This is a genomic window from Dyella flava, from assembly GCF_016904955.1.
GTDB lineage: Bacteria > Pseudomonadota > Gammaproteobacteria > Xanthomonadales > Rhodanobacteraceae > Dyella_B > Dyella_B flava.
Genome location: NZ_JADIKE010000039.1, coordinates 524,650 through 547,815 on the forward strand (window position 1 = coordinate 524,650; position 23,166 = coordinate 547,815).

General features: G+C 60.8%; 20 protein-coding genes. 12 read left to right on the top strand and 8 right to left on the bottom strand.

The window, feature by feature from the left end; genetic code table 11:
- Positions 1-25: 25 nt before the first annotated feature.
- Complete coding sequence (locus tag ISP19_RS20770) at positions 26-952, bottom strand: segregation and condensation protein A (protein ID WP_379945867.1); 927 nt, start codon at positions 950-952, stop codon at positions 26-28.
- A gap of 812 nt (positions 953-1,764) precedes the next feature.
- Here ISP19_RS20770 and ISP19_RS20775 point away from each other — a divergent pair.
- Positions 1,765-2,169, top strand: a complete 405-nt coding sequence (locus tag ISP19_RS20775; protein ID WP_379945868.1) for a PilZ domain-containing protein — start codon at positions 1,765-1,767, stop codon at positions 2,167-2,169.
- Positions 2,170-2,229: 60 nt separating this feature from the next.
- Here the strand turns inward: ISP19_RS20775 and ISP19_RS20780 are convergent, their stop codons facing one another.
- Positions 2,230-3,918, bottom strand: coding sequence for a long-chain-fatty-acid--CoA ligase (locus ISP19_RS20780; protein WP_204684309.1), 1,689 nt, complete (start codon positions 3,916-3,918; stop codon positions 2,230-2,232).
- Between the two features lie 41 nt (positions 3,919-3,959).
- Between ISP19_RS20780 and ISP19_RS20785 the strand changes: the two genes are divergently transcribed.
- Complete coding sequence (locus ISP19_RS20785) at positions 3,960-4,493, top strand: hypothetical protein (RefSeq protein ID WP_239556966.1); 534 nt, start codon at positions 3,960-3,962, stop codon at positions 4,491-4,493.
- 57 nt (positions 4,494-4,550) lie between these two features.
- Here ISP19_RS20785 and acnA read toward each other — a convergent pair whose 3' ends face one another.
- Positions 4,551-7,286, bottom strand: a complete 2,736-nt coding sequence (gene acnA / locus ISP19_RS20790) for an aconitate hydratase AcnA (RefSeq protein WP_204684310.1) — start codon at positions 7,284-7,286, stop codon at positions 4,551-4,553.
- 393 nt (positions 7,287-7,679) lie between these two features.
- Here acnA and acnB point away from each other — a divergent pair, with 393 nt between their 5' ends.
- Both acnB and ISP19_RS20800 read left to right on the top strand, forming a co-directional pair.
- Positions 7,680-10,271, top strand: coding sequence for a bifunctional aconitate hydratase 2/2-methylisocitrate dehydratase (gene acnB, locus ISP19_RS20795; protein WP_204684311.1), 2,592 nt, complete (start codon positions 7,680-7,682; stop codon positions 10,269-10,271).
- Between the two features lie 141 nt (positions 10,272-10,412).
- The gene (locus ISP19_RS20800; protein ID WP_204684312.1) at positions 10,413-11,315 is read left to right on the top strand and encodes a LysR family transcriptional regulator; all 903 of its coding nucleotides are present in this window, start codon (positions 10,413-10,415) and stop codon (positions 11,313-11,315) included.
- 94 nt (positions 11,316-11,409) lie between these two features.
- Here the strand turns inward: ISP19_RS20800 and hflD are convergent, their stop codons facing one another.
- From hflD to ISP19_RS20815, 3 genes are read right to left on the bottom strand one after another with little or no spacing between them, the layout of a single operon-like run.
- Positions 11,410-12,033 (bottom strand): high frequency lysogenization protein HflD, encoded by a 624-nt coding sequence (gene hflD / locus ISP19_RS20805; RefSeq protein WP_204684412.1) that lies wholly within the window; start codon positions 12,031-12,033, stop codon positions 11,410-11,412.
- Positions 12,034-12,043: 10 nt separating this feature from the next.
- Entirely contained in the window at positions 12,044-13,171 is a 1,128-nt protein-coding gene (mnmA, locus tag ISP19_RS20810) for a tRNA 2-thiouridine(34) synthase MnmA (RefSeq protein WP_204684313.1), read from the bottom strand.
- Complete coding sequence (locus tag ISP19_RS20815) at positions 13,168-13,659, bottom strand: NUDIX hydrolase (protein ID WP_204684314.1); 492 nt, start codon at positions 13,657-13,659, stop codon at positions 13,168-13,170. The genes mnmA and ISP19_RS20815 overlap by 4 nt, the downstream gene beginning before the upstream one ends.
- A gap of 131 nt (positions 13,660-13,790) precedes the next feature.
- Here ISP19_RS20815 and clpS point away from each other — a divergent pair, with 131 nt between their 5' ends.
- Together clpS and clpA are read left to right on the top strand one after the other, a co-directional pair.
- Entirely contained in the window at positions 13,791-14,120 is a 330-nt protein-coding gene (gene clpS / locus ISP19_RS20820; RefSeq protein WP_204684315.1) for an ATP-dependent Clp protease adapter ClpS, read from the top strand.
- Between the two features lie 120 nt (positions 14,121-14,240).
- The gene (gene clpA / locus ISP19_RS20825) at positions 14,241-16,511 is read left to right on the top strand and encodes an ATP-dependent Clp protease ATP-binding subunit ClpA (RefSeq protein WP_204684316.1); all 2,271 of its coding nucleotides are present in this window, start codon (positions 14,241-14,243) and stop codon (positions 16,509-16,511) included.
- 83 nt (positions 16,512-16,594) lie between these two features.
- Here the strand turns inward: clpA and infA are convergent, their stop codons facing one another.
- Both infA and ISP19_RS21530 read right to left on the bottom strand, forming a co-directional pair.
- The gene (gene infA, locus ISP19_RS20830; RefSeq protein ID WP_115476254.1) at positions 16,595-16,813 is read right to left on the bottom strand and encodes a translation initiation factor IF-1; all 219 of its coding nucleotides are present in this window, start codon (positions 16,811-16,813) and stop codon (positions 16,595-16,597) included.
- A 79-nt stretch (positions 16,814-16,892) separates the two neighbouring features.
- Entirely contained in the window at positions 16,893-17,387 is a 495-nt protein-coding gene (locus ISP19_RS21530; RefSeq protein ID WP_338082394.1) for a polyhydroxyalkanoic acid system family protein, read from the bottom strand.
- Between ISP19_RS21530 and ISP19_RS20840 the strand changes: the two genes are divergently transcribed.
- The 6 genes from ISP19_RS20840 (at position 17,268) to ISP19_RS20865 (ending at position 23,102) form a co-directional block, all read left to right on the top strand.
- Complete coding sequence (locus tag ISP19_RS20840) at positions 17,268-18,038, top strand: FHA domain-containing protein (RefSeq protein WP_204684318.1); 771 nt, start codon at positions 17,268-17,270, stop codon at positions 18,036-18,038. The genes ISP19_RS21530 and ISP19_RS20840 overlap by 120 nt on opposite strands.
- 90 nt (positions 18,039-18,128) lie before the next feature.
- Positions 18,129-19,214 carry a 3-phosphoserine/phosphohydroxythreonine transaminase gene (gene serC / locus ISP19_RS20845; protein ID WP_204684319.1) on the top strand — a complete coding sequence of 362 codons (1,086 nt, stop codon included), beginning with the start codon at positions 18,129-18,131 and terminating at the stop codon, positions 19,212-19,214.
- A gap of 90 nt (positions 19,215-19,304) precedes the next feature.
- Entirely contained in the window at positions 19,305-20,393 is a 1,089-nt protein-coding gene (pheA, locus tag ISP19_RS20850) for a prephenate dehydratase (protein WP_204684320.1), read from the top strand.
- Entirely contained in the window at positions 20,390-21,697 is a 1,308-nt protein-coding gene (gene aroA, locus ISP19_RS20855; RefSeq protein ID WP_204684321.1) for a 3-phosphoshikimate 1-carboxyvinyltransferase, read from the top strand. The genes pheA and aroA overlap by 4 nt, the downstream gene beginning before the upstream one ends.
- 164 nt (positions 21,698-21,861) lie before the next feature.
- Positions 21,862-22,638, top strand: coding sequence for a 3-deoxy-manno-octulosonate cytidylyltransferase (kdsB, locus tag ISP19_RS20860; RefSeq protein WP_204684322.1), 777 nt, complete (start codon positions 21,862-21,864; stop codon positions 22,636-22,638).
- Positions 22,635-23,102 carry a low molecular weight protein-tyrosine-phosphatase gene (locus tag ISP19_RS20865; protein ID WP_284385057.1) on the top strand — a complete coding sequence of 156 codons (468 nt, stop codon included), beginning with the start codon at positions 22,635-22,637 and terminating at the stop codon, positions 23,100-23,102. Before kdsB ends, ISP19_RS20865 begins: the two co-directional genes overlap by 4 nt.
- Positions 23,103-23,166 lie beyond the last annotated feature (64 nt).

Below are 23,166 nucleotides of genomic sequence, written 5' to 3' on the forward strand. Positions count from 1 at the left end.
TGCGTGCCTTTGTCTCAGAGGCTGGTCATTCGGTGCCGGATGCGACGTTCTGTTCTTCGAAGGCATCGTCGCCAGCGGCAACTTCGGCTTCTTCGCTGGCCGAGTTGGCGTTGGCTTTCACGTAAATCGGTGCCAGCGGCTCTTCCTGCACGATGTTGATGAGGAACTCCTTGGCTAGCTCCAGCATGGCCAGGAAGGTGACCACCACGCCCAGACGCCCCTCGCTTACATCAAACAGGCTTTCGAAACGATGGAACTGGGTGTCATCCAGGCGACTGAGCAGCTCACCCATGCGCTGGCGCACACTCAGTGCCTCGCGCTTGATGGCGTGATGCCCGAACAATTCGGCCCGGTGCAGCACATCCTTGAGGGCCAGCAGCATTTCCTTCAGGTCCAGCGGCGGCGGCAACTTGATGACATTGCGCTCGCCGACATCGGCCTGCACGGCCACCGTATCGCGCTCCAGACGGGGCAGGGCGTCAATGTCTTCGGCCGCTTTCTTGAAGCGCTCGTACTCCTGCAGACGGCGCACCAGTTCGGCACGCGGATCTTCTTCCAGGCCTTCTTCCGTGGGCGGCCTGGGCAACAACAGCCGCGATTTGATTTCAGCCAGGATCGCGGCCATCAGCAGGTATTCCGCGGCCAGCTCCAGGCGCATCACATCGCGCATCATCTCGATGTATTCCATGTACTGCCGGGTGATTTCGGCAATCGGGATATCGAGAATGTCGAGGTTCTGCCGGCGAATCAGGTACAGCAATAGATCCAGCGGTCCCTCGAACGCCTCCAGGATGACTTCCAGCGCATCCGGAGGAATGTACAGGTCCTGCGGCATTTGCAGGATCGGTTCGCCGCGCACGATGGCAAGCGGCATTTCCTGCTGCTGCGGAACCCCGGCAAACGCATCATGCGTTGCTTGTACAGGCTGAGACTCGGTTGGCTCAGTGCTCATTAATGCATGTCATTAGGCCACCCGGCAGGGCTGGCGGTTCGTTCTGTGGACGATCAAAACCTGTTTTCGATGCACGATCGAAGCGAGGTTCATGCCTGGAATGCCTTCGCTTGCACAGGCACCCCTAATGAAGCCAATCACTTTTCGCGATGCCCAGCCAAGACATGCGGTGTTCCCGCGATAACAACCCTGATGAAGCCACTTGGTGCGGTTCGGTCAGGTGGGCGGTCGCTAGGTGCCGGGTCGATATCGCTGAAAACGATCAGGCAGGAACCATGCGTGACGCCGCTGGCGTCGCCCGCGATTCGTAAGGTCGGCTGAGTACATCGGGTGGAGGCCATCCCCACCGGGGCTCCCAGTGGCCATCCATGCATGGCTCCACACGCGGGTTACAGATTAACGGCAGGATGGCGACATGTCCAGTAAGGGCTTCAGCTTTTGTAAGGGGCTGGAAAGGTGCTTTATGAGCAATGGGGCGACAAGGGCGCCCGCCTCCGGCAAAGCCTGTCTGGGGCTTGATTCGGCGGGCGGGTAGGAGCACGGTCATGGGTCCCCGGTTGCTCCATCGGAAGAAGGCGAATGTACTGACACGGCAGCATGTGACCCATTGTGTCGATGGTTGTTCGTTCAGGACGGTTTGACATGCCTTGCTCGGATGGCTGCAACGTGGTTGTAGCAGTGGCATGCCGCTTGCTTCATCATATGCGGCTATCCGGGAGACATCGGCCGATGATGAGGCGATGTTGAGGGACACAGAGGGAAGTGTCGAAGGGAGGCACAGGCTTGGTTGCCTGCAAGTCGGATCTGGGCGTATGGCGGAAACGCTGTGCGGGGAGATAAAAGGCATGACCACAATGGGTGACGACGCCATGGACGGTTCCGATAAGGAACATTTGCGCCCGGCGCGCATGCGCATCAAGACGACGGTGCTGATGAGCCATGGCGACGAATCGCATCCGACCGACCTGATCGACATCTCGGCCACCGGCGTGCTGTTGCGCCGGCCACGCGAGTGGGGTGGCAAGGCGGGGGAAAGCTGGGTGCTGGACATGATCTTCGGCAGCGACCTGCATATCCACCTCGAGGCGAAGGTGGCCCGTGTATCAGAAAGACACATCGGTTTCGCCTACACGCACATTCCGGAAGACAAGCAGGTGCCGCTGTGGAACTTGCTGGGCGGCTACGCGGACATCCTGGAGATGTGGCACGACGAATGATCGTGCGGATCCACCCCGCATTACGCGGGGTGTATGAACCTGGAGCCTTGAGGCGCGATATCAGCTGGTTGCGACAGCTTTCTTCTCATCGCGCAATTCGCGACGCAGAATCTTGCCGACATTGCTCTTGGGCAGGGCATCGCGGAATTCGATCACCCTCGGGCGCTTGTAGCCGGTAAGGTTCTCGCGGCAGAACTCCTTGAGCTTTTCCACCGTGAGGTTCGGATCCTTGCGTACCACGAACAGCTTCACGGCTTCGCCGGAATGTTCGTCGGCAATGCCGATGGCTGCGACTTCAGCGACGCCTGGGCACTTCATCACCGTATCCTCGATCTCGTTCGGATACACGTTGAAGCCCGACACCAGGATCATGTCCTTCTTGCGGTCGACGATGTAGATATAGCCGGAGTCGTCCATGCGGCCGATATCGCCGGTTCGCAACCAGCCATCCGCGCTGAGCACCTTGCTGGTTTCGGCGGGCTGATTCCAGTAGCCCTTCATGACCTGCGGGCCCTTGATGCAGATTTCGCCGACCTCTCCAATGCCCAGGTGCTTGCCATCTTCATCCTGGATGCTGATCGAGGTCGAAGGAATGGGCAGACCGATGGAGCCATTGAAGTGGGCACCATCCACCAGTGGATTGATGGTGGCGACCGGGGAGCTCTCGGTCATGCCATAGCCTTCGATCAATGCGCAGCCGGTCACTTTCTCCCATTTCTCAGCCACCGCGCGCTGCACGGCCATGCCGCCGCCGAAGCTCATGCGCAGGCTGGAGAAATTGATCTGGTCGAAGCCGGGGGTATTCAGCAGGCCGTTGAACAGGGTATTGACGCCGGTGATCGCGGTGAAGCGGATCTTGCTCAATTCCTTGACGAAGCCCGGCATGTCGCGCGGATTGGTGATGAGTATGCTGCGGCCGCCGAAGCGCAGGAAGATGAAGCAATTACAAGTGAGGGCAAAGATGTGATACAGCGGCAACGCTGTGATGATGGTTTCTTCGCCAGACTTGATCTTCGCGCCGAACCACGCCCCAGCCTGCAGCATGTTCGCGATCATGTTGCCGTGCGTAAGCATCGCACCCTTGGCAACGCCTGTCGTGCCCCCGGTGTATTGCAGGAAAGCAACGTCGTCGTGCCCGAGCGAAGGCTTGGGCAGCTGGTGCTTCGCGCCGCGGGTCAGCGCTTCGGAGAAACGTACCGCATGTGGAAGATGGTAGGCGGGTACCATTTTCTTGACGTGCTTGAGCACGAAATTGACCAGCACGCCCTTGGCGCCCAGCAGGTCACCGATGCCGGTCGTGACGATGTGCTTGACGCTTGTCTCGCTGACAATTTCCTGCAGCGTTGAAGCGAAATTGTCGAGCACCACGATCGCCTGCGCGCCGGCATCGGTCAGCTGATGCTTGAGTTCACGTGCCGTGTACATCGGGTTGGTATTCACCACCACCAGTCCGGCGCGCAAGGCGCCAAACAATGCGATGGGATACTGAAGAATATTGGGCAACATGATCGCGATGCGATCGCCCTGCTTGAGCTTGAGCTCACCGGTCAGGTAGCCCGCGAACTGACGGCTGAGCGTATCGATCTCGCCATAAGTAAGGCTTTTACCGAAGTTGCTAAAGGCGGACTGTTGCCGATAGCGTTCAAACGCTTCGTCCAGCACGGCAGCAACCGATGTGTATTGATTGATGTCGATCTCTGCAGGTACGCCAGCCGGGTAGTAATTCAGCCACGGACGCTCATTACTCATGTTCGATCCCAACCTCCAGTAGTGACATGCCGATGGTGACGATGGCTGGCATCAGGCATGATGCGGGCAAGGCATTGGAGCATACGCGTGCGTATAGCGGCAAGCCGCGCTGCAACGAGATTTCTCATGGGTGGGCGATGACGTCGAGGTTGCGATTTGGGAGCCTGATGATGGTGCTGGCGCTTGCCATGACGGCTTGCCACCGCACCCCGGACGATGTCGCCGTTCGGCAAGCCATTGATGCGGCGGCCCGGGCGGCCGAGCAGGTGGATGCCTCGGCGCTGCTCGGCCAGCTTACCGATGATTTCGATGGCAATGACAACGCCATGAGCCGGCAAGACATCGGCAATCTGCTACGTGCAGCGAGATTTCGTGGCGAGACCTTGCACGCAGTACTTGGTCCGGTGGATGTCGAGCAGCGTGGCGATCGCTACGTGGCGGATTTCACGGTCACGCTCACCAGCGGCGGCAAACTGTTCCCTTCGCAGTTGGGCGTCTACAAGGTGGAAACGGCATGGCGCCGGGAAGGGCATGCTTGGCGCTGTTACGAGGCGACCTGGACGCAGCAGCTTTGAGCCTGCGCGGTATTTGCCCCCTCTCCTGCCGGGAGAGGGGGCATGCGGCGCGTTACGTCAGGCAGCCTTCTTGCTGGCCAATTGACGCAGTACGTATTGCAGGATGCCGCCGTGGCGGAAGAATTCGCGTTCCTTCGGCGTCAGCAGCAGCACTTTCACCGTGAATTTCTTTTCACCTCCGTCGCCCTTGGCAACCACCGTGGCTTCCTTCGACTCCCCGTCCTTCAGGCCGGTGATCTCGAAAGTCTCCTTGCCGGTCAGGCCCAGCGACTTGGCGTTTTCGCCATCCTTGAATTGCAGCGGCAATACGCCCATGCCGACCAGGTTGGAGCGATGGATGCGTTCGAAACTCTCGGCGATCACTGCTTTCACGCCTAACAGCAGGGTGCCCTTGGCTGCCCAGTCGCGCGACGAACCGGTGCCATATTCCTTGCCGGCGATCACGATCAGCGGTGTCTTGTCGGCTTTGTACTTCATGGCGGCATCGTAGATGGCCAGTTGCTCACCACTGGGTACGTACAGCGTATAGCCGCCTTCCACGCCGCTCAGCATCAGGTTTTTGATGCGGATGTTGGCGAAAGTGCCGCGCACCATCACATCGTCGTTGCCGCGGCGCGAGCCGTAGGAGTTGAAGTCCTTCGGTTCCACGCCCCTGGAGATCAGGAAGCGGCCGGCCGGGCTGTCCTTCTTGATCGAGCCGGCCGGAGAGATGTGATCGGTGGTGATCGAGTCGCCGAACAGGCCGAGCACGCGCGCACCGTGGATGTCTTCGATCTTGCCCGTCTCCATCGTCATGCCATCGAAGTAGGGCGGGTTCTTGATATAGGTGGAGTCGCTCCACTTGTAGACCGAGCCGTCAGGCGATGCGATGTTGTTCCAGCGGCTGTCGCCCTTGAATACATCGGCATAGTTTTTCTCGAACATCTGCGGATTGATGGCGCCCGCGATCACATCTGAGATTTCTTTGTTGCTCGGCCAGATGTCTTTCAGGTAGACCGGCTTGCCATCGCTGCCTTCACCGATCGGATCCTGGGTGAGATTGATGTTCAGGGTGCCGGCCAGCGCATAAGCCACCACCAGTGGCGGGGACGCGAGATAGTTCATCTTCACTTCCGGATGCACGCGACCTTCGAAGTTGCGGTTGCCGGAAAGCACCGAGGCCACGGCAAGATCACCTTCGGCAATGCCTTTACTGATTTCCGGCGGCAACGGGCCAGAGTTGCCGATGCAGGTGGTACAGCCATAACCGACAATATAGAAGCCGACTTTCTCCAGCTCCTGCAACAACCCGGTCTTTTTCAGGTAATCCGTTACGACTAGCGACCCCGGGCCGATCGATGTCTTTACCCACGGCTTGGCTTTCAGGCCTTTTGCCGCGGCTTTCTTCGCCACCAGGCCGGCGCCGAGCATCACTGCGGGATTGGATGTGTTCGTGCAGGAGGTGATCGCCGCGATCACCACGGAGCCATCCTGCAAATGAAATTCATGGCCGTTCATGTGTACGCGCGAGCCCTTGTAGGGTGCGCTGGCGTCGTTTCCTATGGCGGTACCGCCGCCTTCGTTAGCAAAGCGTGCCTCGGCAGTATTGCGGTTGGCGGTGAGTGCGCCAAGGCTGTCCTCGAAACTCTTTTTCACATCGCCCAGCAGTACACGGTCCTGTGGGCGTTTGGGGCCAGCCATCGAGGGCTTCACGTCGGCCAGATCGAGCTCGAGCGTGGTGGTGAATTCGGCATGCGGGGTGTTTTCGTCGTGCCACAACCCTTGTGCCTTGGCATAGGTTTCGACCAGCTTGATCTGGTCTTCGCTGCGGCCGGACAGATGCAAATAATTGAGCGCTTCCTGGTCGATCGGGAAGATGCCGCAGGTTGCGCCATATTCCGGCGCCATGTTGCCGATGGTGGCGCGATCGGCTAGCGGCAGATGCTTGAGGCCGTCGCCGAAGAATTCCACGAATTTGCCGACCACGCCGAGTTTGCGCAGTATCTGCGTGACGGTCAGCACCAGGTCGGTCGCCGTGACGCCTTCCGACAGTTTGCCGGTCAGCTTGAAGCCCACCACCTGGGGAATCAGCATCGATGACGGCTGGCCCAGCATTGCCGCTTCCGCTTCGATGCCGCCCACGCCCCAGCCCAGCACGCCGATGCCGTTGATCATGGTGGTGTGCGAGTCGGTACCGAATACGGTGTCCGGATACAGCCATGACTGGCCGGCTTTTTCAGTGGCAAACACCACACGTGCGAGGTGTTCCAGGTTCACCTGATGCACGATGCCCGTGCGTGGCGGTACGACCTTGAAGTTGTTGAAGGCTTTCTGGCCCCAACGAAGAAACGAGTAGCGTTCCTGATTGCGGTGGAATTCGATCTCGACATTCTTTTCCAGCGCCGATTCCGAACCGTACACATCAACCTGCACCGAGTGGTCGATCACCAGTTCCGCCGGCGCCAGCGGATTGATCTGCTTGGCGTCGCCACCCAGCTTCACCACGGCATCGCGCATGGCGGCGAGGTCGACCACGCACGGTACACCTGTGAAATCCTGCAACACCACGCGCGCGGGCATGAAGGAAATCTCGGTATCCGGTTCTGCCTTGGCATTCCAATTGGCAACGGCTTCGATTTCCTTCTTGGTGACATTGACGCCGTCCTCGTGGCGCAACAGATTCTCCAGCAGAATCTTCATCGAGTAGGGCAGGCGCTTGATGTTGAAGTGCTGGCCGAGTTTGGTCAGGCTGGCGATCTGGTACGAGCTGCCGTTGACGTTGAGGGTGTCGCGGGTGGCGAATGAATCCAGCATGGGAATAACTCCTGTTGCGTGAAGTCTGGCGGACGCACGAGGCGTAGCAGGGGGATGCTAGTGCAACAAACGTTAGGGGAATTGCAAAAACAACCTTCTTGTCTGGAGGTCCCGAAGAGTTTGGGCCAAATTGGCAGGCACGCAAGCCACTTTGGAGTCATTTCGCCATGCTCACATTGCAAGATTTCGAATGCAGGCGGAAACACCATCTTGGATTGCGGCCATTGCGCGGCGACTGGCAAAATACGCGACTGAAATGAAGCCCGAAAGCGGCATGGGGACAGGCTTTCCGCCTGTCCGGCCCAGGTAGCGGCCGTGCCGAATCGAACCAACCGGGGATCTATCCGCCCGACGGCGGAGGCATCCCTTTTGCCAGCCACAGGACGAGATCACATGCTCAACGCCTATCGCCAACAAGCCGCCGAGCGCGCCGCGCTGGGAATTCCCCCGCTGCCGCTGTCGGCCCAGCAGACTGCCGACCTGATCGAACTGCTGAAGAACCCACCTGCCGGCGAAGAGGCGTTCCTGGTGGACCTGATCACCAACCGCGTGCCGGCTGGTGTGGACGATGCCGCCAAGGTCAAGGCTTCCTACCTGGCAGCGGTGGCCTTCGGCGCCGAGAAGTGCGCGCTGATCAGCCGTGAGAAGGCGACCGAACTGCTCGGCACCATGCTGGGCGGCTACAACATCCAGCCGCTGATCGAGCTGCTGGACGATGCGCAGGTTGGCGGCATCGCGGCCGACGCGCTGAAGAAGACGCTGCTGATGTTCGACTCCTTCCACGACGTGAAGGAAAAAGCCGATAAGGGCAATGCGCACGCCAAGGCCGTGCTGCAGAGCTGGGCTGATGCCGAATGGTTCACCAGCCGCCCGGAAGTGCCACAGAGCCTGACGATCACCGTGTTCAAGGTGCCGGGTGAAACCAATACCGACGACTTGTCGCCCGCACCCGATGCCACCACGCGTCCCGACATCCCGCTGCATGCACTGGCCATGCTGAAGAACAAGCGCGAAGGTGCGCCGTTCCAGCCGGAAGAAGACGGCAAGCGCGGTCCGATCCAGTTGATCCAGGATCTTGCCAAACAGGGCCACCTGGTTGCCTACGTTGGTGACGTGGTCGGTACCGGCTCGAGCCGCAAGTCCGCTACCAACTCCGTGTTGTGGTGGACGGGCGAAGACATCCCGTTCATCCCGAACAAGCGCTTCGGCGGTGTGTGCCTGGGCAGCAAGATTGCTCCGATCTTCTACAACACCATGGAAGACGCTGGCGCACTGCCGATCGAACTGGACGTCTCCAAGATGGACATGGGGGATGTGGTCGAGCTGCGTCCGTATGAAGGCAAGGCGCTGAAGAACGGGCAGGTGATCGCCGAGTTCCAGGTGAAGTCCGAGGTGCTGTTCGACGAAGTGCGTGCCGGCGGCCGTATTCCGCTGATCATTGGCCGAGGCCTCACCGCCAAGGCGCGCGAGGCGCTGGGCCTGCCGCCGTCCAACCTGTTCCGTCTGCCGCAAAACCCAGCCGATACCGGCAAGGGTTACACCCTGGCGCAAAAGATGGTCGGCCGCGCCTGTGGTCTACCAGAGGGCAAGGGTGTGCGTCCGGGCACCTACTGCGAGCCCAGGATGACCTCGGTGGGTTCGCAGGACACCACCGGCCCGATGACCCGCGACGAGCTGAAGGACCTCGCCTGCCTGGGCTTCTCGGCCGATCTGGTGATGCAGTCGTTCTGCCACACCGCGGCCTACCCCAAGCCGGTGGACGTGAAGACGCACCACGAACTGCCGGCCTTTATCGCCAACCGCGGCGGTATCAGCCTGCGCCCGGGCGATGGCGTCATCCACTCCTGGCTCAACCGCATGCTGCTGCCTGACACCGTCGGCACCGGCGGCGACAGCCACACCCGCTTCCCGATCGGTATTTCGTTCCCGGCCGGCTCCGGCCTGGTGGCCTTCGCTGCTGCCACCGGTGTGATGCCGCTGGATATGCCCGAATCGGTGCTCGTTCGCTTCAAGGGTGAACTGCAGCCGGGCGTCACGCTGCGTGACCTGGTCAACGCGATTCCGCTCTATGCCATCAAACAGGGGCTGCTGACGGTGGCCAAGCAGGGCAAGAAGAACATCTTCTCCGGCCGCATCCTGGAAATCGAAGGTCTGCCCAGCCTCAAGGTGGAGCAGGCGTTCGAGCTCTCCGACGCATCGGCCGAGCGCTCGGCTGCCGGCTGTACCGTGCACCTCAACAAGGAACCGATCATCGAATACCTCAACAGCAACATCACGCTGCTGAAGTACATGATTGCCCAGGGTTATCAGGATGCCCGCAGCCTGCAGCGGCGGATCAAGGCGATGGAAGCCTGGCTGGCCAATCCGCAACTGCTCGAACGCGATGCAGATGCTGAGTACGCCGCAGTGATCGAGATTGATCTGGCCGATGTGCACGAACCGATCGTTGCCTGCCCGAACGATCCAGACGACGTAAAGACTCTGTCCGATGTTGCCGGCGCCACCATCGACGAAGTGTTCATCGGCTCATGCATGACCAACATCGGTCACTTCCGTGCCGCATCGAAGTTGCTGGAAGGCAAGCGTGATATCCCGACTCGCCTGTGGGTGGCACCGCCGACCAAGATGGATCAGCAGCAGCTCACCGAGGAAGGTCACTACGGCGTGCTCGGTACGGCTGGTGCGCGTATGGAAATGCCGGGTTGCTCGCTGTGCATGGGCAACCAGGCGCAGGTGCGTGAAGGTGCGACGGTGTTCTCCACCTCTACCCGCAACTTCCCGAACCGCCTGGGCAAGAACTCCAACGTGTATCTGGGCTCGGCCGAACTGGCTGCGATCTGCTCGCGTCTGGGCCGCATCCCGACCAAGCAGGAGTACATGGCCGATATTGGTGTGATCAACGCCAATGGCGACAAGATCTATCGCTACATGAACTTCGACAAGATCCAGGACTTCAAGCAGGTTGCGGATACCGTCGAGGCCTGAGTGATCAGGTAAGTGGAACCGAAGCCCGGCCCCCGCGCCGGGCTTCGTCGTTTATGCTGTGCCACGTTGTGAAGCGCCTCCGCCGGGGCGCCGGAATGACCACGCGATGCGTACGCACTGCAACGGATACGGGACGGCAGGATGATTTCCACTCACTTATCGGTCGTTTCGTTGCGAGACTTGATCCTTGTGCAGGCGGTGCATCGCCATGGCAGCTTCAACAGTGCGGCACGGGCCATGCACATCAGCCCATCCGGCTTGTCGCATCAGGTACAGAAGGTAGAGCAGGCACTGGGCGCACCGCTGTTCGAGCGCGGCGGCCGGCGTGTGGTGCCTACGGCGGGCGGGCAGCGTCTGCTGCAACAAATCGATGCGGTACTATTGGCGGCCGAGCATTTGCAACAGGCTGCGCGTGCGGGTGAAACCGCGTTCGGCGGCGAGTTGCGTTTGGGGGTGCTGGCGACGCTGGGGCCCTATCTCTTGCCTCATCTGATTGCGCCGTTTCCGCAGCATTTTCCTGGCGCGCGGCTAAGCCTGTCGGAAGGCAAGCCACGTGGCTTGCTGCGTCGTTTGCACGAAGGCGAGCTGGATGCCGTGCTGGCGCCACCGGTTCCCGCCGTCAGTGGCATCTGCATGCAAGCGCTGTTCTTTGAGCCATGGGAAGTGCTGCTGCGCGCCGACCATGCTTTGGCCGGCAAGCGCACTGTTTCGTTGGATCAGCTTGAAACCAATGAAGCGATTTTGATGGCGGAAAGCCACGCTGATGGCGAGGGCTATGTGCAGGATGTGAGCCTGGAGAGCCTGGCCGCGCTGGTGACCCTGCGTGGTGGCCATGCCTTGGTACCGGCACTTGCGCATGATCGTTTGGCATCGATGCCCGACATCGCGCTGGCCAAGATCAAGGGGCAGCAGGCCCCGGGGCGCGAAATTGCTCTGTATTGGCGTGAAGCTTCGCCATGGCACGGCGATCTGCAAGTGTTTGCCGCCTTGCTGCGCAAGTTGGCGCGGCAGCGGCCGGGGCTCAAGCTCATTGGCGATGATTGACCAACGCGGCGTTTCGCTAAGCGGTTAGCACGCTGTCGCACCACGCGTTGTTAAAGCTGCATGGATATGGCCGCAGCTTGGGTTCTGGCTTTAATCAGCGATTATCCAGCGTCGTACCGGTCAATAGCCCGCGCGCCAGCATGCTGCATTGGCGGCGGTGAAACAGTAGTTGCCACTGGCGCCCGCCAATCTGGTGCCACAGTACGGCCGAACGTACCGCTGCAAGCAAACTCGTGCGCACGCGTTCCACCAGGGCCGGCTGCTGCAACCATTGCGGATTGCCCGTCACCATCACGCGCGGCCGCAAGGTAGAGAGCGTGCCGGCGTAGAGTTCGGCCAGCCGGCTGAACACTTGGGGTGAATTGAGACCGAAATGCTCGGCCTGCCGCTTGGCCGACACAATGCCCTGTTGCAATTGATCGAGCAGATCCTTGCGGTGCACAAGGCTGCGCTCCAGGCGCATGACGGTTACCACCATGCGCGTTATCGCCATATCGCGACTGTTTTCGTCCAGTTGCCCGATCAAGGTGCGTAGGCCGACACGCAGGCCGGAAACATTGCCGTACACGCCGATGACGGAGGGCGCGTCGATACGAAACACGCTGGCAAGGCTTGCATCCAGTGCCAGGTCGTCACAGCGGCCTTCGTTCGCCAATTGATGGGCAAGCGCTGACGCCTGGAACAGGCCGGCCAGGGCAAGAACGCGTTCCTCATTGATCGCAAAGGCTTCAAACACGCTGTGACACTCTTGTTGTTGCTTCTTGTTGCAAGCCGCCATAAGCGGCATCGGTGGCGGAGATTACTGCACCACCCAGGCATTCCTCGCCGGCGTAGAACACCACCGACTGGCCGGGCGTGACGGCGCGTTGCGGATCGTCGAAACGTACTTCTACCTGATCGTGATGCACGGACACCACGCAAGCTTGATCGTGCTGGCGATAGCGGGTCTTGGCCGTGCAGCGAAATTCCGCGGCGGGCGGGGCCCCGGCAATCCAGGTGGGCGATTCGGCAACCAACCGCCGCGAATGCAGCCATTCGTTCTCGCCACCCTGCGCCACGAACAGCACATTGTGCGCGACATCCTTGCCAACCACGTACCAGGGTTCGCCGCCGGCGTTTTGACGCCCGCCGATGCCAAGTCCGTTGCGCTGTCCCAGGGTGTAGTACATCACGCCCTGATGCTCGCCGATAAGGTGGCCGTCCGGACTGCGCATCTCGCCTAGCCGGGCAGGGATGTATTGGGTCAGAAACTGACGAAAATCGCGCTCGCCAATGAAACAGATGCCCGTGGAATCTTTCTTTGCGTGAGTAGGCAGGGCTGCCTCGCGCGCCATGTCCCTTACGCGGGACTTTTCGATTTCCCCAACCGGGAACAGCGTGGCGGCAAGTTGCTGCTGTCCCAGTGCATGCAGGAAATAGGTCTGATCCTTACCGGTATCGACCGCGCGCAGCAGCCGATAACGCCCGTCCAGATCATCGACCCGGGCGTAATGACCGGTGGCGATCTTGTCCGCGCCCAGGGCGCGGGCCTCGTCCAGAAACGTCTTGAACTTGATCTCGCGGTTGCACAGCACGTCCGGATTGGGGGTGCGGCCCGCGCGGTATTCGGCCAGGAAGTGTTCGAACACCCCATCCCAGTACTCGGCGGCAAAATTGCGGGCATGAAACGGAATACCCAGCCGTCCACAGACGGCCACGGCATCCTTGCGATCCGCATCGGTGGTGCAGGGGCCGCTGCGGTCGTCTTCCTCCCAGTTCTGCATGAACAGGCCTTCAACCTCGTAACCGGCCTGTTGCAGCAGGAGGGCGGCGACCGACGAATCGACGCCACCGGAAATGCCCAGCATGACCTTCATGACCGGCCCCCACCCGGCATCAGGTTGGCCACGACCGACAGTGGCAGGCGCTGCCCGGCCAGCCAGTCGTCAATGCTCATCAGCACCATCGGACTGCGCAGGCGCGGGCCGAGCTCGGCGATTTCGCCTCGGGTCAGCCACAGGGGCCGACAGATGCCGGTGTCCAGTGGTTGTTGAGGATCGTGCGTTAAGGGCCTGGCGGCAAAGCTGAAACGCACCACCACATCGCCATGTTCCTCACTGCGCCACTGGTGCACGCCGATCAGGTGGGTAAGTTCCACCGTCCAGCCGGTTTCCTCGCGGGTTTCGCGCACGGCGGCCTGCTGCAGGCTCTCGAAGTCATCCAGGTGCCCGGCCGGCTGGTTGTAGGCGATGCGGCCATTAACCTCCTCTTCGACCATGAGGTAGCGGTGGCCATCGGCTACCACACAGGCAACGGTGACATGGGGACGCCACACGTCGTTACGGGAACTGTCAGCTTCTGTCATTTAAAGATCAACCAAGCCCGGGGTGGGCACTGGAAATGGCGTTATTGTGCCATTACCTCAAGCGCTACCGCCGAGGAGCATGATTCGCCTAGGCGTATACTGCACTTGAGCAAACGCAAACCCTGAAAAGCATGGCGAACGAACCCGAACAAGAACAACACGGCGGTGGACATGGTCTTGCCGTTGAAGTATCCAAGCCTGAAGTGGCGCGCCCCCCGCTGTTTCAGGTGTTGCTGCTGAACGACGATTTCACACCGATGGATTTCGTAGTCGAGGTATTGCGCAGTTTCTTTGGGATGGACCAGGAAAAAGCCGTACAGATCATGTTGCACGTACACACCCGCGGTAAGGGCGTGTGCGGGGTGTTTACCCGCGAGGTGGCTGAAACCAAAGTCACGCAGGTGAACGAGTATTCACGTGCCAACCAGCATCCTCTGTTATGCACGATGGAAAAGGTTTGAGGCCTGTTCAAGATTCCGGCGTGACGGGCGTTATGCAGGGATATTGATCAGGTGTTTTTGGCCCCCATCTTGCATCCAACGCGGTAGAGCCGCCCCATCATCGCAGTGGAGTAGGTCCGGATGTTCAGCAAGGATCTCGAAGTCACCATCGGCCAGTGCTACAAGCAGGCCCGTGAACAACGCCATGAGTTCATGACGGTCGAGCACCTGTTGCTCGCCCTCACCGAGAACCAGTCGGCGCTGGGCGCCCTGCGAGCCTGCGGCGCGGATCTTCCGCGACTCACCCATGAGCTGGAAAAAATCATTGCCGAGACCGTGCCGGTTTTGCCGCACGGCGACGAGCGTGATACCCAGCCGACATTGGGCTTCCAGCGTGTGCTGCAGCGCGCGGTCTACCACGTGCAGTCTTCCGGTCGTAAGGAAGTCACCGGCGCCAACGTGCTGGTGGCCATCTTCGGCGAGAAGGATTCACACGCTGTGTACTTCCTGCATCAGCAGGAAATTACGCGTCTGGACGTGGTCAACTATATTTCTCACGGCATCGCCAAGATCGGCGACGAGCCGTCCTCCGGCATGTCCGGCGCTGATCGGGATGCCGAGGAAGGCGGCGAGGGCAAGGGCAATCCGCTTAGCGAATATGCTTCCAACCTCAACGAGCTCGCTCTCGAAGGCAAGATCGACCCGCTGATCGGCCGTCAGGACGAGATCGAGCGCACCATCCAGGTGCTGTGTCGCCGGCGCAAGAACAATCCGCTTTATGTAGGCGAGGCCGGCGTCGGCAAGACGGCCCTGGCTGAAGGTCTGGCCAAGCGCATCGTCGACGGTGAAGTGCCGGAGGTATTGGAAAACGCCACCATTTGGGCCCTTGATCTCGGCGCCTTGGTGGCTGGCACCAAATACCGCGGTGATTTCGAGAAACGCCTGAAGGCGGTGATCGGTCAGCTCAAGAAACAGCCTGGCGCGATCCTTTTCATCGATGAGATCCACACCATCATCGGTGCCGGTTCGGCCTCGGGTGGCACGATGGACGCCAGCAACCTGATCAAGCCGATGCTGGCCTCGGGCGAACTGCGCTGCATTGGCTCGACCACCTTCCAGGAATTCCGCGGCATCTTCGAAAAAGACCGCGCGCTGGCGCGCCGCTTCCAGAAGATCGACGTGGTCGAACCCAGCGTCGCCGAAAGCTTCGATATTCTCAAGGGTCTGAAGTCGCGCTTCGAGGAGCACCACAGCGTTACCTACACCGTCGAGGCCCTCAAGGCTGCGGTCGATTTGTCCGTGAAGCACATCCCGGATCGCCTGCTGCCCGACAAGGCCATCGACGTGATCGATGAGGCCGGCGCGCGTCAGCGCTTGCTGCCGGCCGATCAGCGCACCGGCAAGGTCGATGTGGCGGAAGTGGAATACATCGTTGCCAAGATGGCGCGTATCCCGGCCAAGCAGGTTTCGGCATCCGATCGCGATGTGCTGAAGAACCTGGAACGCAATCTCAAGATGGTGGTATTCGGCCAGGATCCGGCCATCGAGGCGCTGGCCGCGTCGATCAAGATGGCGCGTTCGGGTCTGGCCGATCCGTCCAAGCCGATCGGCTGCTTCCTGCTTGCCGGTCCTACCGGCGTGGGCAAGACCGAGGTCACCAAGCAGCTTGCCATGCAGCTGGGCATCGAGATGATCCGCTTCGACATGTCCGAGTACATGGAAGCGCATTCCGTCTCGCGTCTGGTTGGCGCACCTCCAGGCTATGTTGGCTTCGATCAGGGCGGTCTGCTTACCGAAGCGGTGACCAAGCATCCGCACGCCGTGCTGCTGCTTGACGAGATCGAAAAGGCGCATCCGGATGTGTTCAACATCCTGTTGCAGGTGATGGACCGTGGTGTGCTGACCGATACCAACGGTCGCGAAGCCAACTTCAAGAACGTGATCGTGGTGATGACGACCAATGCAGGTGCGCAGCAGGCTTCGCGTCGTGGCATCGGCTTCGTGAAGCAGAATCACTCTATGGACGCGATGGAAGTGATCCGTCGTAGCTTCACGCCGGAGTTCCGCAATCGTCTGGACGCGATCATCCAGTTCAATGCGCTGGACTTCGATCACATCCTGCGTGTGGTCGACAAGTTCCTGATCGAGCTGGAATCGCAGCTCAGCGAGAAACACGTCACCCTTGACGTCGATGCCGATGCCCGCCGCTGGCTGGCCGAGCATGGCTTCGATCCGCAGATGGGCGCCCGCCCGATGGCCCGCGTGATCCAGGAGAAGGTCAAGCGCGTATTGGCGGACGAACTGCTGTTCGGCAAGCTGGCCGAGGGCGGCAAGGTCATGCTGAGCGTGCGCGACGGTGAGCTGCGCGTGGATACGGAGGCCGCCGAGCCGGTACCGGCTGCGGTGTCCTGAGGCCAGGCAGATTGCAGGAAGCAAAAAAAGCCGCGCATTGCGCGGCTTTTTTGTTGGCTGGCGCGCGGTGCGTCCTGCCGGGATTACTTCATGCGGTAGGTGATGCGCCCCTTGGTCAGGTCGTAAGGCGTCATTTCCACCTTGACCTTGTCGCCCGTCAGGATACGGATGTAGTGCTTGCGCATGCGGCCTGAGATATGGGCGATAACTATATGGCCGTTTTCCAGCTGCACACGAAACATGGTGTTGGGCAGGGTTTCCACCACCGTGCCTTCCATTTCAATGACGTCGTCTTTGGCCATGCGTTCCGGGTTCGCGCAGGCCAACATGGCCGCGTAAGCCTTCGATTATGCCACGGATCGCAGGATGGTCAAAGAAGATTCAGGCAAAGTGCTCATCCAGCTTGCGCCGAATTTCTTGCTCGATCATGCCCTTGAGCGGAGAAAACAGCATGCCGAGCTGGGCGCTCACCCGGATTTCATCGCCGCCGATAGCAATTTTGCCGCTGATGCCGGGACGCTCGAAGGCCAGCGTGCCGTCAAGCCACTGCGTCTTCACCTCGAATTTCTCGCGCATGCGCGCGGCGACCTTGTCGATCACGGCATGGGCTTCGGACTGGGAAAGGCTGTGCGGGCGACGGATATCGATACTTGCCATGGTGAATCTCAAGAAACGAACTCCGCATGATAAGCGCAATCCCTGCCGATAGTTCCTACGCTTCTGATAGAGTCGCGCGGTCACGCAGTCGGTCACTTCATGCGCATTGAGTTTCCCCATTCGACCCGGGCAGGTTTCCAATGGAACCAGGCACTGCTGCGCATTGGCAGCGACCCCGGCAATGATCTGATCCTGGGAGCCAGTCAGGCTGCGCCACATCACCTGTCCATCAGCCTGGACCGCCGTGGCTGGGTCCTGGAGGTGTTGCCCGACACCACCCGCGTCTATGTGAATGCCCGGCCGGTACGCGAGCGCGCCATCCTGCGGCCCGGCGACATGCTGAGCGTGGGCGACTGCCGCATGCTCCTCTGCGCAGACGGCGTGCCAGGTGGGCGAACCTCTCCGGAGATGCCCGAGCAGGAGCGCTGCACCGTGGCGCTGCGTGCCGTCGCCGGTCCGCTTTCTGGCCAGGTATTGCCTTTGGCCGACCGCCTGGAACTGGGGCCGCAAGGCCGGATTCCGCTGGATCTGCCGCAGGGCGAAGTCGCCTCGCTGGTCATTTTCTGGCGTGACGGCCAGCTGTGCCTGGAAACCGGGCAGGCCGCCGATTCGCGCTATCCGGCACGCGTGAACGGCTCCCCGGTGCAACAGAGTGTGCTGTTGCCCGGCGATCAGATCGGCATCGGCATGCATCGATTCATGATTGATGCTCCCGGGCTTGAGCCCGAGCCGGAGATCGTCATTCCCGAGCCGGAGCCAGAGCCGTTGCCGGAAGACACCGCCGGGCCGCGCGGTGAAGTCTGGTGGCTGATCGTGACTGCGGCCGTCCTTGCTTTAGGCATTGCCTTACTCTTGCTGATGCATTTCTGACCCTTTGGGGGAAGCCTGTATTGCGCCGGTTGACGATGCGTTGCTGCGACGCGGCATAATGCATCGATCATCCACGACGGGAACCGGTGCGTGAGCAGGGTATGGAATTTCAGCGCAGGTCCGGCGGCGTTGCCGTTGCCGGTGCTCGAACGCGCACAGCGCGAACTGCTGGACTGGAACGGCAGCGGCGCCTCGGTGATGGAGCAGTCCCATCGCGGCAAGCGCTTTATGGCTATGGCCGCGCAAGTCGAGGCAGACCTGCGTGAGCTGATGGGTATTCCTGGCGACTACGCCGTGCTGTTCGAGCAGGGTGGGGCGACCCAGCATTTCGCGCAGATCCCGATGAATCTGGCTGGGGAAGGCGACAGTGCCGATTACATCGTCACCGGTCATTGGAGCGAGAAGGCCGCCAGTGAAGCTGCCTCGTACGTGCGTGTGAATGTGGCGGCAAACAGCAAGGCAGATAGCTATCTGCGTATGCCGCCGCGCGACACGTGGAAACTCGATGCTTCCGCTGCCTATGTGCATATCGCCACCAACGAAACGATCCACGGTGTGGAGTTTCAGGATGTACCTGATGTGGGCGATGTGCCGCTGGTGGCGGACATGTCTTCGGATATCCTGTCTGGCCCGATCGATGTGCGCCGTTTCGGCCTGATTTATGCCGGTGCACAGAAAAACATCGGACCGTCCGGCCTGGTGCTGATGATCGTTCGCCGTGATCTGCTCGAGCGCAAGGGGCGTCCGATGGCGCGCATCTTTCGTTACGCGGAACACGCTGCCAACGACTCCATGCTCAATACGCCCAACACCTGGGGCTGGTACCTCGCGGGCTTAACCTTCCAGTGGTTGCGGGAAGGCGGCGGCCTGTTGGCCATGGCTGAGCGTAATCGTGAAAAGGCGAGCTTGCTTTACGCCAGCATCGATAGCTCCGGCGGCTTCTATCGCAACCCCATCGAGCCGGCAGCGCGCTCTCGTATGAATGTGCCCTTCACCTTGCACGACAACGCACTCGATGCGCTTTTTCTGCAGGAATCGGAAGCTGCCGGTCTGTTGGCGCTTAAAGGGCACAAGGCGCTGGGTGGTATGCGTGCTTCGCTGTATAACGCCGTGCCGATGGAAGCTGTGCAGGCGCTCGTCGCTTTCATGCGTGACTTCGCCAGCCGGCACGGTTGAATATTTCGGATGCCGGATACGGACATTCCGGCCAGTTTCAGGCACTATTCGGCCTGAATTCAGACATCTTTACGCTTGGACATCCATTACATGAACGACCCCAAGTCATCGCTGGCACAGGTGCGTGAACGCATCGACAGCATCGACCGGCAGATCCAGGAACTGATCTCCGAACGCGCTAACTGGGCACGCGAAGTGGCGCGTGTAAAGGGCGAGGGGCTTTCCGCGATCGACTATTACCGTCCGGAACGCGAAGCGCATGTGCTGCGCATGGTGGTGGATCGCAATAAGGGTCCGCTTTCTGATGGGGAGATGGTGCGTCTTTTTCGCGAGATCATGTCATCCTGCCTCGCGCAGGAAGATCCGCTGAAGGTGGGCTACCTTGGTCCCGAAGGCACGTTCAGCGAGCAGGCGGTGCGCAAGCATTTCGGTCATGCTGCGTATGGGCTGCCACTGGGCAGCATCGAGGAAGTTTTCCAGGAAGTCGTCGCCGGACACGCCGATTTCGGCATCGTGCCAGTGGAAAACTCCGGGCAGGGCATGATCCAGATTACGCTGGACATGTTCCTCACTTCTGAGGCCCGCATCTGCGGTGAAGTCGAGCTACGCGTGCATCAATGCCTGCTTTCCCAGCGCGAGTCGCTGGAGGGCATCCAGCGCGTGTATGGTCATGCGCAGTCGTTGCAGCAATGCAAGACGTGGCTGCGGGTGAACTTGCCTGAGGCCGAATGCATTGCCGTTCACAGCAATGCCGAAGGTGCGCGCCTCGCCCGCCATACCGATGACGCTGCGGCGATTGCCGGCGAAACCGCTGGCAAGATTTACGGCTTGAAGATGGTGGCCAACGCCATCGAGGATCGCGCCGACAATACCACGCGCTTCCTGGTGATCGGCCGTTCGTTGTTTCCACCATCAGGCAACGATCGCACATCGTTGCTGATTACCGTCAATGACAAACCCGGCGCGCTGTACGACGTGCTGAGCCCATTCGCCAAGCGTGGCGTGAGCATGAATCGCATTGAATCGCGCCCGGCGCATACCGGTAAATGGCAATACGCCTTCTTCATCGACGTTTCCGGCCATATCGATGATGAGTCTCTGCAGGCTGCCTTGAAGGACATGGGGCCGGTCGCCACCCAGATGCGTGTGCTCGGTTCCTACCCGGTAGCCCTGCCATGAGCAGTGCGCGGCGTCTGGATTGGGTCAGCGGACCCGCAATGTCCTTGCGTGGCGAGGTGGTGGTGCCGGGCGACAAGTCGGTATCACACCGTTCGATGATGCTGTCGGCCATTGCCGACGGCACTTCGCACATTCGTGGATTTCTTGAAGGCGAGGACACGCGCGCCACGGCAGCGGTGCTCGCGCAATTGGGCGTATCGATCGAGTCACCATCGGCGGGTGAGCGCATCGTGCGCGGTGTGGGTTTGCATGGTCTGCGCGGATCGGACAAACCGCTCGATTGCGGTAATGCCGGTACCGGTATGCGTCTGCTGACCGGCCTGCTGGCAGGACAATCCTTCGACAGCACCTTGATCGGTGACGAGTCGCTGTCCAAACGGCCGATGCGCCGCGTTACCGATCCGCTTGCCAACATGGGCGCTCACGTCGACAGCCAGAATGGACTGCCGCCGTTGCACGTCCACGGTGGCCGAAAGCTGCGTGGCATCCGTTATGAATTGCCGGTCGCCAGTGCGCAGATCAAATCCGCTTTGCTGTTGGCTGGTCTGTATGCCGAGGGCAGCACGGAAGTCATCGAGCCGCATCCTACGCGCGACTATACCGAGCGCATGCTCGCTGCTTTCGGCTGGCCTATCGAATTTTCACCCGGCTACGCGAAGCTTGAGGGCGGTCATACATTGCGCGCTACGGATGTTGTCGTTCCTGCTGACTTCTCCTCGGCGGCATTTTTCCTGGTGGCGGCCAGCATCGTGCCGGGCTCGGTCCTGCGTTTGCCCGCGGTAGGGCTGAATCCGCGTCGCACCGGCTTGCTGGAAGCCTTGCGCCTGATGGGCGCGGATATCCGTATTGAGAATCGGACCGAGAGCGGTGGCGAGGTGATTGGCGATCTCGTTGTCCGCCACGCGCCGTTGCATGGCATCGAGTTGCCTGAAGCTTTGGTGCCGGACATGATCGATGAATTCCCCGCCTTGTTTATCGCCGCAGCGGTGGCGAAAGGGCGCACGGTCGTCCGTGGCGCCGCCGAACTACGTGTGAAGGAGTCCGACCGCATCGCGACCATGGCTGCCGGTATGCGAGCGTTAGGCGTAAACCTCGATGAAACCCCGGACGGCGCGATCATCGATGGCGGCACGATTGTCCCGGGTACGGTGGATAGCCACGGCGATCACCGCATTGCAATGAGCTTTGCCGTGGCCGGCGTGGTAGGCAAGGGCGAGGTGACCATCCGCGATTGCGCCAATGTCGCTACGTCGTTCCCGGGCTTCCTGGAACTGGCAAACAGTTGCGGTTTTACTCTGCGCTGACCTTCCGTCAGCGTTCCGCTTCCCGTCGGGAAAGGTTGCCGATAGGCGAGGGCGGATACGTTCGGCACGCGGGTGGCGGATTTCTGTCCAAGCCGCCAATATCGCTTCCTGTGTGAATCCTCGCCCCAACCCCTTCGGGAGCTGGGGCTTATTGCGAGCCGTGCATGCCATCTGCTGTGCCCAACTTCATCGTCGCCATTCCCGCCCGTTACGGCTCCACCCGTCTGCCGGGCAAGCCATTACGTGCCATAGCCGGCGTGCCGATGGTGGTGCGTGTGGCCCAGCGCGCCTTGCTCGCAGGTGCATCACAGGTAGTGGTGGCGACTGACGATCAGCGCATTGTCGATGCCTTGTCAGGGCAGGGCGTAACGGTGTGCATGACCCGCAGCGATCACGCCTCCGGTAGCGACCGCTTGGCTGAATGCGCCGCGCACTACGGATGGCCTGCGGACGCCATCGTGGTGAACCTGCAAGGCGATGAGCCTTTCGCGCCCGCAGCCGGCATTCGAGAAGTCGCACGGGCCTTGGCTGATGACGATGCGCCCATGGCGACACTGGCAACGCCGATCAGCGACGCTCATGAATTGTTCGACCCGAACGTGGTGAAGCTGGTGCGTGCCTCGAATGGCCGTGCGCTGTACTTCAGCCGTGCGCCGTTGCCATGGGCGCGCGATGCCTTCGCCACGAATCGCGACGTGCTGCCCAATGATCTGCCATTCCTGCGGCATATTGGCATCTATGCCTACCGGGCCGGTTTTCTGCAGGAGTACGCCTCGCTTGTGCGCACGCCGCTGGAACAGGCGGAATCGCTGGAGCAACTGCGCGTGCTGGAGCACGGCTATCCAATTGCCGCGCGCTTGACCCCCGAACCCTTTCCGCCAGGAATCGACACCGAAACCGATCTGCAACGCGCCGAAGCGTGGTTGAGCCGTCCGTCGTGACCGTCCATCGCATCCTGTTTGTCTGCATGGGCAATATTTGCCGTTCGCCGCTGGTCGAGGCGGTGGCGCGCAAACGCTTTGCGGAGGTGGGCTTGAAGGTGGAAGTGGCTTCCTGTGGCACGGGTGGTTGGCATGCTGGCGAACAGGCTGATCCTCGCATGCGGGCTGCTGCGGCCGGTGCGGGTTACGAACTGGGTGGTCATCGTGCGCGGCAGCTCATGCTGGAAGACTTCGACCGCTACGATCTGCTGCTGGCCATGGACAGTGACAATCTGCGCGAAATGCGGCGCATGATGGGGGCCGACGCCGCCAGGCGCGCCTCGCTGTTTCTGGAATGGGCAGGTCTGGCGCCACCGCACGAATTTCCCGACCCCTACTACGGGGAGCTGACCGGCTTTGTGCAGTCCATCGTACTGGCCGAGCAGGGCGTGCGCGGCCTGATCGAGCGCCTGCGCGCAGACTGAATTTGCTGCCGGGAGGGCTCCAGAAGAAAGCACGGGGAACACCTCAAACGGGCTAAAATCCTTG

Excerpts from the sequence above, each read along its gene's own strand:
- ISP19_RS20770 (WP_379945867.1), bottom strand. The coding sequence starts at position 952 with ATGAGCACTGAGCCAACCGAGTCTCAGCCTGTACAAGCAACGCATGAT.
- ISP19_RS20775 (WP_379945868.1), top strand. The coding sequence starts at position 1,765 with ATGGCGGAAACGCTGTGCGGGGAGATAAAAGGCATGACCACAATGGGT.
- ISP19_RS20780 (WP_204684309.1), bottom strand. The coding sequence starts at position 3,918 with ATGAGTAATGAGCGTCCGTGGCTGAATTACTACCCGGCTGGCGTACCT.
- ISP19_RS20785 (WP_239556966.1), top strand. The coding sequence starts at position 3,960 with ATGGCTGGCATCAGGCATGATGCGGGCAAGGCATTGGAGCATACGCGT.
- acnA (WP_204684310.1), bottom strand. The coding sequence starts at position 7,286 with ATGCTGGATTCATTCGCCACCCGCGACACCCTCAACGTCAACGGCAGC.
- acnB (WP_204684311.1), top strand. The coding sequence starts at position 7,680 with ATGCTCAACGCCTATCGCCAACAAGCCGCCGAGCGCGCCGCGCTGGGA.
- ISP19_RS20800 (WP_204684312.1), top strand. The coding sequence starts at position 10,413 with ATGATTTCCACTCACTTATCGGTCGTTTCGTTGCGAGACTTGATCCTT.
- mnmA (WP_204684313.1), bottom strand. The coding sequence starts at position 13,171 with ATGAAGGTCATGCTGGGCATTTCCGGTGGCGTCGATTCGTCGGTCGCC.
- ISP19_RS20815 (WP_204684314.1), bottom strand. The coding sequence starts at position 13,659 with ATGACAGAAGCTGACAGTTCCCGTAACGACGTGTGGCGTCCCCATGTC.
- clpS (WP_204684315.1), top strand. The coding sequence starts at position 13,791 with ATGGCGAACGAACCCGAACAAGAACAACACGGCGGTGGACATGGTCTT.
- clpA (WP_204684316.1), top strand. The coding sequence starts at position 14,241 with ATGTTCAGCAAGGATCTCGAAGTCACCATCGGCCAGTGCTACAAGCAG.
- infA (WP_115476254.1), bottom strand. The coding sequence starts at position 16,813 with ATGGCCAAAGACGACGTCATTGAAATGGAAGGCACGGTGGTGGAAACC.
- ISP19_RS20840 (WP_204684318.1), top strand. The coding sequence starts at position 17,268 with ATGCGCATTGAGTTTCCCCATTCGACCCGGGCAGGTTTCCAATGGAAC.
- ISP19_RS21530 (WP_338082394.1), bottom strand. The coding sequence starts at position 17,387 with ATGTGGCGCAGCCTGACTGGCTCCCAGGATCAGATCATTGCCGGGGTC.
- pheA (WP_204684320.1), top strand. The coding sequence starts at position 19,305 with ATGAACGACCCCAAGTCATCGCTGGCACAGGTGCGTGAACGCATCGAC.
- aroA (WP_204684321.1), top strand. The coding sequence starts at position 20,390 with ATGAGCAGTGCGCGGCGTCTGGATTGGGTCAGCGGACCCGCAATGTCC.
- kdsB (WP_204684322.1), top strand. The coding sequence starts at position 21,862 with ATGCCATCTGCTGTGCCCAACTTCATCGTCGCCATTCCCGCCCGTTAC.